Source organism: Vibrio limimangrovi, assembly GCF_054064025.1.
In genome coordinates, this window is the sequence record NZ_JBSUGF010000011.1 from 230044 (window position 1) to 242247 (window position 12204).

Annotated in this window: 11 protein-coding genes; 9 read left to right on the forward strand and 2 right to left on the reverse strand. The window is 45.0% G+C overall.

Annotation, left to right across the window (positions count from 1 at the left end; genetic code table 11):
• Nucleotides 1-27 precede the first annotated feature (27 nt).
• The 3 genes from lysS (at nucleotide 28) to ACWYU8_RS16395 (ending at nucleotide 3899) form a co-directional block, all read left to right on the forward strand.
• On the forward strand, nucleotides 28-1560 hold the full coding sequence (lysS, locus tag ACWYU8_RS16385; protein WP_457520810.1) for a lysine--tRNA ligase: 1533 nt from the start codon (nucleotides 28-30) through the stop codon (nucleotides 1558-1560).
• A gap of 249 nt (nucleotides 1561-1809) precedes the next feature.
• Nucleotides 1810-3144 carry a cyclic-di-GMP-binding transcriptional regulator VpsR gene (gene vpsR / locus ACWYU8_RS16390; RefSeq protein ID WP_457520811.1) on the forward strand — a complete coding sequence of 445 codons (1335 nt, stop codon included), beginning with the start codon at nucleotides 1810-1812 and terminating at the stop codon, nucleotides 3142-3144.
• A 503-nt stretch (nucleotides 3145-3647) separates the two neighbouring features.
• Entirely contained in the window at nucleotides 3648-3899 is a 252-nt protein-coding gene (locus ACWYU8_RS16395; protein ID WP_457520860.1) for a DUF1127 domain-containing protein, read from the forward strand.
• 135 nt (nucleotides 3900-4034) lie between these two features.
• Here ACWYU8_RS16395 and ACWYU8_RS16400 read toward each other — a convergent pair whose 3' ends face one another.
• On the reverse strand, nucleotides 4035-5069 hold the full coding sequence (locus ACWYU8_RS16400; RefSeq protein WP_457520812.1) for an NADP(H)-dependent aldo-keto reductase: 1035 nt from the start codon (nucleotides 5067-5069) through the stop codon (nucleotides 4035-4037).
• 155 nt (nucleotides 5070-5224) lie between these two features.
• On the opposite strand from ACWYU8_RS16400, the gene ACWYU8_RS16405 reads away from it, so the two are divergent.
• Nucleotides 5225-5539: a DUF6482 family protein gene (locus ACWYU8_RS16405; RefSeq protein ID WP_457520813.1), complete on the forward strand. Its 315-nt coding sequence runs from the start codon at nucleotides 5225-5227 to the stop codon at nucleotides 5537-5539.
• A 17-nt stretch (nucleotides 5540-5556) separates the two neighbouring features.
• Here ACWYU8_RS16405 and mutH read toward each other — a convergent pair whose 3' ends face one another.
• Nucleotides 5557-6237, reverse strand: coding sequence for a DNA mismatch repair endonuclease MutH (gene mutH / locus ACWYU8_RS16410; RefSeq protein ID WP_457520814.1), 681 nt, complete (start codon nucleotides 6235-6237; stop codon nucleotides 5557-5559).
• A 618-nt stretch (nucleotides 6238-6855) separates the two neighbouring features.
• Here mutH and rppH point away from each other — a divergent pair.
• From rppH to ACWYU8_RS16435, 5 genes are read left to right on the forward strand one after another with little or no spacing between them, the layout of a single operon-like run.
• Entirely contained in the window at nucleotides 6856-7377 is a 522-nt protein-coding gene (gene rppH, locus ACWYU8_RS16415; RefSeq protein ID WP_098416479.1) for an RNA pyrophosphohydrolase, read from the forward strand.
• 2 nt (nucleotides 7378-7379) lie between these two features.
• On the forward strand, nucleotides 7380-9626 hold the full coding sequence (gene ptsP / locus ACWYU8_RS16420; protein ID WP_457520815.1) for a phosphoenolpyruvate--protein phosphotransferase: 2247 nt from the start codon (nucleotides 7380-7382) through the stop codon (nucleotides 9624-9626).
• 6 nt (nucleotides 9627-9632) lie between these two features.
• On the forward strand, nucleotides 9633-10424 hold the full coding sequence (locus ACWYU8_RS16425; RefSeq protein WP_457520816.1) for a sulfite exporter TauE/SafE family protein: 792 nt from the start codon (nucleotides 9633-9635) through the stop codon (nucleotides 10422-10424).
• 34 nt (nucleotides 10425-10458) lie between these two features.
• Nucleotides 10459-11280: a prolipoprotein diacylglyceryl transferase gene (lgt, locus tag ACWYU8_RS16430; RefSeq protein ID WP_457520817.1), complete on the forward strand. Its 822-nt coding sequence runs from the start codon at nucleotides 10459-10461 to the stop codon at nucleotides 11278-11280.
• Nucleotides 11281-11289: 9 nt separating this feature from the next.
• Entirely contained in the window at nucleotides 11290-12141 is an 852-nt protein-coding gene (locus ACWYU8_RS16435) for a thymidylate synthase (RefSeq protein ID WP_457520818.1), read from the forward strand.
• Nucleotides 12142-12204: the final 63 nt, after the last annotated feature.

Genomic DNA, 12204 nt, shown 5'->3' on the forward strand with positions numbered 1-12204 from the left:
TCAAATCGAAACGGGATACATCGAAAAATGACTGATGCTGTTCAAAACGACAACGCACAAGAAGCCTCTACACCAGAAGAGAATAAGCTGATTGCTGAACGCCGCGCGAAACTGGATGAGATCCGTAAGAGCTGCAAAGCAAACGGCCACCCAAACGACTTCCGTCGTGACGCATTAGCGGGCGACCTTCAAAAAGAGTTCGGTGAGAAGACGAAGGAAGAGCTAGAAGAGCTTAACCATGTTGTTGCAATTGCTGGCCGTATTATGGCGAAACGTGGGCCTTTCCTAGTAATTCAAGAGACTTCTGGCCGTATTCAGGCTTACGCTGCAAAAGATGTACAGAAAGCGCTAAAAGAAAAATACCAAGGTCTGGATATCGGTGACATCATCGGTGTGAAAGGTGCTCTGCACAAGTCTGGTAAAGGCGACCTATACGTAAACATGGAAGAGTACGAGCTGCTAACGAAAGCACTGCGTCCTCTACCTGAAAAGTTCCACGGTCTGACTGACCAGGAAATGCGTTACCGTCAGCGTTACGTTGATCTAATCGTTAACGAAGATTCACGTAAGGCGTTCATCGTTCGCTCTAAACTGGTATCTGCGATTCGTAACTTCATGAGCTCAAAAGGCTATCTGGAAGTAGAAACGCCAATGATGCACGTGATCCCTGGCGGTGCGACAGCGCGTCCATTCGTGACTCATCACAATGCACTTGATATCGATATGTACCTGCGTGTTGCACCAGAGCTTTACCTGAAACGTCTGGTTGTTGGTGGTTTTGACCGCGTATTCGAGATCAACCGTAACTTCCGTAACGAAGGTTTGTCTCCTCGTCACAACCCAGAATTCACTATGATGGAATTCTACCAAGCTTACGCTGACTACAAAGATCTGATGGATCTAACGGAAGAAATGCTAAGCACAGTGGCAATGGAAGTTCTGGGCTCAACATCAATGCCTTACGGTGAAGAGATGGTTGAGTTTGGTGGTACTTACGCTCGTATGAGCATGTTTGAAGCTATCAAGCAATACAACCCGGATCACGAGAAAATTCAGGCGCTGACTGAAGAAGATCTGCAAAATCGTGAGCTTATGGTATCAATCGCGAAATCAGTTCACGTTGAAGTAGAGTCATTCTGGACGTGTGGCCAGTTGCTAGAAGAAATCTTTGGCGAAACGGCTGAGCCTCTGCTAATTCAACCGACTTTCATCACTGGCTATCCGGCGGATATCTCTCCACTTGCACGTCGTAGCGATGACAACCCATTCTTCACTGATCGCTTCGAGTTCTTTATCGGTGGTCGTGAAGTTGCAAATGGTTTCTCTGAGCTAAACGATGCAGAAGACCAGGACGAACGCTTCAAAGCACAAGTGAATGCGAAAGACGCGGGTGATGATGAAGCGATGTACTACGACGCTGACTACATCACTGCGCTAGAGCACGGCCTTCCGCCAACAGCGGGTCAAGGGATTGGTATCGACCGTCTTGCCATGCTGTTTACCAATACGCACACAATTCGTGACGTGATTCTGTTCCCGGCAATGCGTCCACAAGCGTAATCGAATATTTATTTGAGATGAAAAACCACCTTCGGGTGGTTTTTTTTGCCTCTTATTTAAATTAATTCAGATGGTTAGCTTAAACACCCAATCGGATATGCAAATAAGTATTCGCCAAAGCGCGATCTATTGCATAGTCTTAATATTGAGACAGACTTGAAGAGTTGTAGTCTCGATAATGTTACCCGTTCGCAAAGTTGCGTCTGTGGCTAGAAAGTTACATCAACAATAATTAATAAGGGTTGAAGAATGGCTGGGCAGTTTAAGATGGATTCCATCCCGGGATCGCTTGTCGTCGTAGGTGGTACGTATGAGCCTTGGTTATCTGTACTGGAACAAGTTGGCTGGAAGTGTCATCAGGTCGGTGATTTGCGTAAAGCCAATGCGTTGCTGGAAGATATTGGGCCTTGTATTGGTATTGTCGACCTTAGTCACGATGAGTTTAGTTTGAACGGTTTGGCTAACTTGGTGAGTTCTCATAAACATGTACGATGGCTCGCATTCATCCGTGAATCTCAGCTTGGTGTGGATACCATCTGCCAGTTTATTGTGAACTTCTGTATCGACTTTTTCACCGCGCCGATTCCGGATGCGCAACTATTAAGTACTATAGGCCACCAACTGGGCATGTTAAAGCTAGAAAAGAAGGTCTGGCCGAGTTTCGGTAACTGTCTGGATATGGGCTTGATAGGTGAATCTATCCCAATGAAACGTCTGCGTGATCAGGTTAAGCGAATTGGTCCAACGGATGTGAGTATCCTAATCTCTGGCGAAAGTGGTACAGGTAAAGAGGCGGTCGCGCGTGCTATTCATAAAGTATCCTCTCGCTCTCATAAACCGTTTATGTCAATTAATTGCCGAGCTCTAAATGAGCAGCGATTCCAGACGGAAGTGTTTGGTGTGGCAGCGAATGGCGATACGGGCCCAAGCTTATTGGAACAGGCTGATGGTGGCACGGTTCTGCTTAACGACATTCTCACTATTTCCAAAGCGCAGCAATTGAACTTGCTAAGATTTTTGCAGGAGGGCACGGTTGAAACCCAAGATGGGGTGAAAAGTGTCAATGTCCGTATCCTTGCTGCGAATTCGTCTGACGTTGAAAAAGCGCTGATCAATGGTGATTTCAACGAAGAGCTTTACCACTACATTAATGTGTTGCGTATCGGTGTGCCTAGTTTGAAAGAGCGTGCCAGTGATATTGCGCTATTAGCCCGTTACTACTTGCAAGAGTTCTCGAAAGAATATAACTCACAAGCGAAGAGTTTCTCCGAAGATGCATTGAAAGCACTGACTCGTTATTTCTGGCCAGGTAACGTTCGTGAACTGATGAATCAGATCAAGCGTGCGGTATTGATGTCAGACAGTGTCGTGATTGAAGTGCAGCATTTGGATTTACCGCATAGAAATGATACCAGGCGCAGTTTGAAGTCGATTCGTGAGAAGAGCGAACGAGATGCGCTATTGGTGGTGCTGGAATCTCACTCTGGCCAGGTATCGAATGCAGCGAAAGAGTTGGGCGTTTCACGAGCGACAATGTACCGATTACTCAATAAACACAACCTGATCACAGAACAAACCATCTGATATACAGACAAAAGTGAAAAAGGAGCGTGCAATAGTCGCTCTTTTTTATTATTCATTCAGTTGAGTTATAAAGCTTTGCAGTTTGTTAGTTTTTTAGATGAATATTTTACGATTTAAAGAATATGCAACTAGTTACCAGTTCAATGGTTTGTTTTTAATCGTTAGGTTAAAAAATGGTTGATAAACGAACACTGTTGCTTACAATTTAACCATAACTCAATGAGTTATATCACTTCATAACGGATTAATTTTTAAGCTAGGAGGCGCAAGATGAAACACTACGTTGTTGACACCACGACTTGCGCTGACCGTATTTCTATTACACCGACACTCATTCATGCGGCGGATAAAAATACCACTGGCTCTCAAGATAAAATTAACCCGTAACCTATCTTATTTTTTACTAGGCTGCGGAAAAATAGCGGCTTAGTAATACAGACTGCCTGTTTCTCTATGCACTATTTTTCCTAGTCGAATACTATCGATAATTGGAGAAAATTATGATGCGTCACTCTATTTACTTGAAACTTGCAGCTTTACTTTTAAAAGCAGATCTAAAACGTGAAGAAAGAGAATGGCAACGAAAAGTACGCCGCTCTGCCCATGATATTCCTTGGACTAATGCGCACTTATTGAAGGATATTGGTCTGGACGCGGAAGGTCGTTCAACACGAGTAAGCGTTCCTGATACTGTAAAAGTAGAACGTCGAGTTCGTCATCTTCGTCGTGTTTTAAGTGCGCGAATACCGACGTAATTTATAGCGTGTTGGGCTTGTCTATTTGGCCACTGGTAAATCCTACTGTGCTCAACACGCTGTAAATTAAGTAATAAAACTGATTCGTTTTAAATAGTTCAAACGGGCTGGCCTTGAAGGTCAGCCCGATTGCTTTTATGGGCAAGGGTTGGAGTAAGTGGTACCGACCGCTTGAATCTCGGCCAGAAGTTCATCACTGAGTTGAAGATCAATGCTGTCGATATTCGCTTTTAGCTGGTCGAGATTGGTTGCGCCAATGATGTTAGATGCTACAAATGGACGCTGATTGACAAACGCGAGTGCCATTTGTGCGGGATCTAAGCCGTGTTCTCGCGCCAAATTGACATAGGCCTCGGTGGCTTTGACACCCTGGGGAGTAAAGTAACGAGCAAAACGCTCCCACCTCGAGCAGCGTGCGCCTTCAGGTCTTGCGCCATTGAGATATTTCCCACTCAAACAGCCAAACGCGAGAGGGGAATACGCCAGTAACTGCACACCTTCGTAGTGGCTGATTTCAGATAGACCTACTTCGAAGCTACGGTTAAGCAGGTTATAAGGGTTCTGAATAGAGACAATGCGTGGTAAGTCGTGCTTTTCTGCCAAACGGAGCAGTGACATCACGCCCCACGGAGTTTCATTGGATACGCCGATATATCGAACTTTACCTGCGTTTACGAGTTCGGTCAGCGCTTCCAGTGTCTCGATTAATGTGACTTCTTCTTGTTTGTCTGGGTATGGGTAATTGAGCTGACCAAAGCAGTTGGTTTGGCGTTGTGGCCAATGGAGTTGGTATAGATCCACGTAGTCTGTTTGAAGTCTTGTAAGACTGGAATCAATCGCATCGTGAATGTTACGGCGGTTCAAGCTCATGTTTTCACGAATATATGGCAAGGTTCGTGGCCCGGCTACTTTGGTGGCCAGAACCACTTTTTCACGTTTGCCTGATTTTGCCAGCCAGTTTCCAATGTATTGCTCAGTACGACCTTGCGTCTCTGCATTTGGTGGAACTGGGTACATCTCAGCGGTATCGATGAAGTTCACGCCATGATCAAGGGCAAAATCAAGCTGTTCAAACGCTTCCTTTTCTGTGTTTTGTTCACCGAAAGTCATCGTTCCAAGACAGATTTTACTGATCTCGAGAGAGGAGTGCGGTAGTTTGGTGTATTGCATTTCACTTCCTTGCAGAATTGCCAACTTTAGTAGGTCATCCCAATATAGGGGATTTTTGGGCTCTCTCGCAAATGATTTGCGTTTAACTACCTGTAGAACTCGAAAGCCATTCATACCCTAACTACACTTAAAACGAGTTGTTAAGGAGGTGGATCATGCAGAAACATCAATTGGACATGTGGTTACATGGTCAACATAAAAACAGCTATCAAATGCCTAAAGTCTTTGTTATAGGTTGTTCTGATGTCTCTGACTATTTGTTAGCAGTGGAATACAAACACCAACTTGAGCCAATAAAAGACGGCGAGGATCCTATCCATTACGGATCATTAGAATTGGTGAAAGAGGAACTGCTCCGATTGGGCTTCGAAAAAGCCTATTTGAGGCTGCGCAATGCGTACGACGAGTGCGGTAACGATAGTGGTGTAGCCGCATATTGTGATATCGAGTTATCACTCATCTCATATTAAAGTGGTGTGGTCCCGTGTCATTCTGATAGCGTGTTGATGTAATGTTTTAACAGAATTTGCTCAGTAAACTGTGTTCTCAGGTAGAAACCTCTGGGTAACGTTTTTATTGGTTTTCCGTTTGAGCTGTACGCTTCAGTTTGTGCTTTGGCGTTGGCTGCTTTTGGTCGCAGATGGAGTGCTTCTCCGTGTCTGGCGGAAATTTGATCAAACTGGCCAAGTACGATCATTTCCATTAATTCCTCCCAGTCGTTACGTAAGACACGCTCCTCAGCTTCATCTGGTGACCAGATAAGTGGGCTACCAACGCGACGTTCCGCAAGCGGGATCTCTCTTTCTCCTTCAACAGGTACCCAAAGAACACGGGATAATTTATTGCGTACGTGGCTTGTTTCCCACGTTAGCCCTTGCACTCCAGTTAACGGTGCTACGCAGACGAAAGTGGTTTCTAATGGTCGGCCAGAGTAGCCCACTGGGATGCTTTTTAATTCAATTCCCAGTTTAGAAAAGTCTTGTTGGGGCTTACTGCCTGCTGGTGCGCCCAAATGCCATTCAAGTAGTTGACCGACCCAGCCTTTATCACGTTTTAAATTGTCAGGAACGATCATGCCTGCTTCTTCTGCAAGTTCTGCGAAACTAAGGCCAGCAATATCGTGAGCACGCTCCATCAGTTCCGTTTCTGTCTGTGGTTCTGGTTTCATAATGACTACGTATCGATTTAAAAAACGTAGTCTAACAAATTACAACAAAATCTACTGTTCAAGATTTCATCTGGGTGGATTAATAATGATCAATCCATAACTTATCCACAAGCTAAGGGGCGTGGAGGTGGATCTAAAGCACGACTGGATGAATAGACAGGTGTTTTGTATTGAATTAAGGCTTGATTTTATCGCAATGTCATGAAGTCCTACTGGTGTGGTGTGGATAAATTGCGGGTTGGTGGATCTTTAACCGATCTAAGTTTGATGAAAAGATCATCAGTGCGTGCAAGATCTTTTTTTCATCGATTTTTTAATAAAACTAATATTTATCAATTAATTATATTTTTTCATTCTCTTTTGTAAAAAGAAGGTAGGAAAAGGTTTTGAACAAAAATATCTACTGTTAGCGAATTCTTCACAAAGTTATTCACAGAAAAGGTGAATAAATGTGGGCAATGTCTCAATCTTGTGTTGATAAAGTATTGATAGGCTAAAAGATATCCAATGTTGATGGAAAAGTAATAAATCTTGCTCATATCACATCAGTAAGTTTGCTAGTAATGGGGATATGTGGAAAAATCACGGTAATAAAAAATTATTCATAGAGGTTAGCCAGTGATAGATGGCGATGGTTACCGACTGAATGTTGGTATTGTAATATGTAATAACCATGGTCAGGTCTTCTGGGCTAAACGATACGGGCAACACTCATGGCAATTTCCACAAGGTGGAATTGACGAAGGTGAAACCCCTGAGCAGGCGATGTTCAGGGAGTTATATGAAGAAGTCGGTTTAACGAAAAAAGACGTTAAAATCATTGCAACAAGTCGTCACTGGTTAAGGTATAAACTACCAAAGCGATTGGTGCGTTGGGACTCTAAGCCTGTTTGTATCGGCCAAAAACAGAAATGGTTTCTGTTGCGATTGGAATGCGATGAGTCATGCATCAATATGCAACGTGGGAAATCCCCTGAATTTGATGGTTGGCGTTGGGTAAGCTATTGGTACCCCGTCAGGCAAGTGGTATCTTTTAAGCGAGACGTTTATCGTCGTGCAATGAAAGAGTTTGCTTCTTTAGCCATGCCTTTTCGAGAAAGAAAAACGAAAGGGAAAAGAAAAAAGCAACGTAGAGGATAGTCATGCTCAGCCAGCTAAGGGAAATAGTTGAAAAGGTCTCCAGAGTTGAAGATGTTCATCTGGCACTCGATATATTGGTTAAGGAGACTTGTATTGCCCTTCGCACAGAGTGCTGTACGATTTACCTCGCCAATGAAGAAATGCAACGCCTTGAGCTTATGGCGACTCAAGGCCTTATTTTTGAAGGTGATAGTATACATATCAACTTCAATGAAGGTTTGGTTGGCCTCGTAAAACGCAGTGCTGAGCCGCTCAACCTTGCTGAAGCTTCCAAACATCCAGAGTTTAAATTCTTCCCTCAACTCGGTGAACAAATTTTCCACTCGTTTCTTGCTACACCGATTATTCACCGCAAACAAGTTTTGGGTGTCCTCGTCATACAACAGAAAACGCCGCGCTTGTTCAGTGAGATGGAAGAGTCATTCCTTGTCACATTGTCGGCTCAGTTAGCGGTTATCATTGCGCATGCGCAAAGTCTTGGTCACTGGCAATTAGCCTCCAAACCTACTGTCCTAAAAGGCTTACCAGCTTCTACCGGTGTGGCGATCGGCGAGTTTTGGTTTGACAACACTCAGCCGAGTTTGTCCGATGTTTTTCCTGCTTCAACATTGGACAGAGAGCGGGAATATGAACTCTTGCTGGTGGCAATTGAGCGCGCACTGAATGATTTTCGCCGGATGCGTAAAAAGCTTGATAGTGAAATCAACAAAGACGCTTTGGCTATCTTCGATCTTTTCACTCACTTGCTGAATGATCCGATGCTGCGTGGTGATCTGAAAAAGCAAATCGAGAAAGGGGACAGGGCTGATTGGGCATTGCGTCAGGTTGTTGAGTCGTACTCGAATCGATTTGCGCGCATGTCAGATGTTTACATGCGTGAACGTGCGCAGGACATCAGAGAGTTAGGCCAGCGTCTACTTTACTTTTTGCACAATAGTGAGCAAGAAAACTCGGCTATCGATCGCTCTATTATTCTGGTGGCAAATGAGCTTACTGCTACGTTATTAGCGTCAGTCCCTAAAGAATACCTGTTGGCGGTTGTCTCTCTGGAAGGCGGTGTTAACTCTCATGCAGCCATTTTATCACGTGCTCTGGGCGTCCCTGCTGTCATGGGGGCAAACATCAATACCGACGTGGTCAATGGCAAACTGGGCATTGTGGATGGATACACTGGTGAGATTTTCCTCGAGCCAAATCGCCAACTGTTACGTGAATACCGTAGCTTAGTCAGCGAAGAATCTGAGTTGACCGCGATGGTGAACAAGGATCTCGCCTTACCAGCGATCACTCTGGATAATCATCAAGTGGCAGTGATGTTAAACGCTGGATTGAGTGCCGACAGCAATATCGCGATCAATACCGGTGTTGATGGCGTTGGTTTATATCGCACGGAAATTGCATTTTTACTTCAGCATCACTTTCCATCGGAAGATGAGCAGTATCATCAGTACCGAGCGATATTGAACAGCTATCAGAATCAACGTGTTGTTATGCGTACGTTGGATATCGGTGGTGATAAGCCATTGCCGTATTTGCCGATAGAAGAAGACAATCCATTTTTGGGGTGGCGTGGGATCCGTTTTACGCTGGATCATCCAGATATCTTTCTTATCCAATTACGGGCAATGCTACGGGCGAGTGCCGAGAGTGGCAATCTGGATATTCTGCTGCCAATGGTATCTGGAGTAAAAGAACTGGATGACGCGATTACTTTAATTAATCAGGCATACACGGAAACCGTACTGATTGATGATCGGATCCTAATGCCTAAAGTCGGCGTTATGATTGAAGTACCGTCAATGGTGTATCTACTGCCGACGATTGCCCATCGTGTCGATTTTGTTTCTGTTGGTACAAACGATTTAACTCAGTATTTATTAGCCGTTGATCGGAACAATTCGCGGGTTTCAGATGTCTATGAATCCATGCATCCAGCCGTCATGCTGGCCTTAAAGCAAATTCATGATGTTTGTGAGAAGTATCAGGTACCCGTTTGCATTTGTGGTGAACTCGCCGGAGATCCGTTTGGCTCGCTGTTGCTACTGGGCTTAGGTTATCGCACTCTGAGTATGAATACGTCTAATGTGGCTAAAGTGAAGTATTTGATTCGCCATAGCCAACAAGAAGAACTCGAAAAATTAGCAAAACAGGCTATGACACTTTCATATGGACAGGAAATTCATCAGATGATGCATGATTTCTTTATCCAACAAGGTTTTGCTGGCTTTATTCGGGCAGGTAAGAAGTAGGTAATTGTGACCCTCTCTCTATTTTTATTATTGCTGGCAGTAGGTGCTTTTGTAGGTGTGATGGCAGGTCTGCTTGGCATTGGCGGCGGGTTAATCGTTGTTCCTGCGTTAGCGTACCTTCTTCCCTTGGCAGGTGTCTCGCCTGAAATGATCATGCACATGGCACTTGCTACTTCATTGGCGAGTATCATCATTACATCAGGCTCATCAGCAATGCATCACCTCAAACTGGGCAATGTTGATATGTTTGTGGTGAAGTGGCTGATGCCGGGTGTTGTGATTGGCGGTTTTGTTGGTGCGAGCCTGGCTGAATGGATCCCCACTCAATATTTGCCAAAAATTTTCGGTGTGATAGTGCTGCTGTTAGCAGTACAAATGTTCCGCTCGATTAAAGTGACAGAATTCAAGCCTATGCCGAGCAGCCCGATTACCATGATGTACGGAACCGGAATTGGCGTCGTGTCGAGTCTGGCTGGTATTGGCGGTGGTTCGCTGTCGGTCCCTTTCCTCAATAAACACGGCATCGAAATGCGAAAAGCCGTCGGATCCTCATCAGTATGCGGTTGCGTGATAGCCATTTCTGGCATGATCGGTTTTATCTTACATGGTTACAAAGTCGAGAATTTGCCTGCGTACAGTGTTGGTTATGTTTATCTTCCTGCTTTATTAGCAATCGTCATGACGTCGATGCTGACCACAAAAGTTGGCGCTAAGTTGGCGACGAATCTCCCGACAGCAGTATTGAAAAAAGTCTTCTCAGTATTTCTGATTTTTATTGCTGCAACAATGCTGCTGTAACCTCCATCCATTTGTAATAAGAAGAGAATGATTTATGTCTCAGGGATACATTGAATTTCCCAATATTGATCCGGTTTTAATCGCGATTGGCCCGGTTTCTATACGCTGGTACGGCATAATGTACCTAGTCGGCTTTATGTTTGCTTTATGGCTGGCAAATCGCCGTGCAGACAAGCCAAACAGTGGCTGGACACGTGAACAAGTCTCAGACTTACTATTTGCAGGCTTCCTTGGCGTAGTGATCGGTGGCCGGGTTGGTTATGTGATTTTCTACAATTTTGAGTTGTTCCTGGACGATCCTTTATATCTCTTCAAAGTCTGGACCGGTGGTATGTCATTCCACGGTGGTTTACTGGGCGTGATTACCGCCATGCTCTGGTACGCACGTAAAAATGGTCGTACCTTCTTTGGCGTAGCGGACTTTATCGCACCACTCGTACCATTCGGATTAGGGATGGGACGCCTGGGCAACTTCATGAACAGCGAACTTTGGGGGCGTGTGACTGATGTGCCTTGGGCGATTGTTTTCCCGAATGGTGGTCCGCTACCTCGCCATCCTTCTCAGTTATACGAAATGGCGCTGGAAGGCGTGGTGTTGTTCTTTATCTTGAACTGGTTCATCAAAAAACCACGTCCATTAGGCTCGGTATCAGGGCTATTTTTAGCTGGATATGGTACATTCCGCTTCCTGGTCGAGTTCGTGCGCGAGCCGGATGCTCAGCTTGGTCTGTTTAGTGGTTTTATTTCAATGGGACAGATCCTGTCTACTCCGATGATCGTGTTGGGAATTCTCATGATGGTTTGGGCGTACAAACGTGGTCTTTACCAAGATAAAGCGCAAGTGAAAAAGAAGTAGGGTATTGGTGTGAAACAGTATTTAGATTTGTGTCAGCGCATCGTTGACCAAGGAGTTTGGGTTGAAAATGAGCGTACAGGCAAGCGTTGCCTGACGGTGATCAACGCGGATTTAACCTACGATGTTGCGAACAATCAATTCCCATTGGTGACCACACGCAAAAGCTTTTGGAAAGCCGCAGTTGCGGAACTGCTGGGCTATATTCGCGGTTATGACAACGCGGAAGATTTCCGTAAATTGGGCACCAAAACCTGGGATGCCAACGCTAACGAGAATGATGCCTGGCTGAGTAATCCTTACCGTAAAGGCGAAGACGACATGGGCCGTGTATACGGTGTTCAAGGTCGTGCATGGGCGAAGCCAGATGGTGGTCATATTGACCAGTTACGCAAGATTGTTGATGATTTAACCCGTGGTGTTGATGACCGTGGCGAGATCCTCAACTTTTACAACCCGGGTGAATTTCACATGGGCTGTCTGCGCCCTTGCATGTACAGTCATCACTTTTCACTGTTGGGTGACACGCTGTATCTCAACAGTACTCAACGTTCATGTGATGTGCCATTGGGTCTTAACTTCAACATGGTTCAAGTGTATGTTTTTCTGGCTATTATTGCCCAGATCACTGGAAAGAAACCGGGGCAGGCATACCACAAGATAGTGAATGCTCACATCTACGAAGACCAGCTTGAATTGATGCGCGACGTGCAACTGAAACGTGAGCCACTTAAGGCGCCAACTTTCCATATCAACCCAGAGATCAAATCTCTGCAAGATTTAGAAACCTGGGTCACGCTGGATGACTTCTGGGTGGAAGGTTACGAGTACCATGACGCAATTCGCTACCCATTCTCTGTGTAGTCAGGTTTGTTGATCATTAATGTGAAAAAAGCTCCATGTCGGAGCTTTTTTCGTTTTAACGGT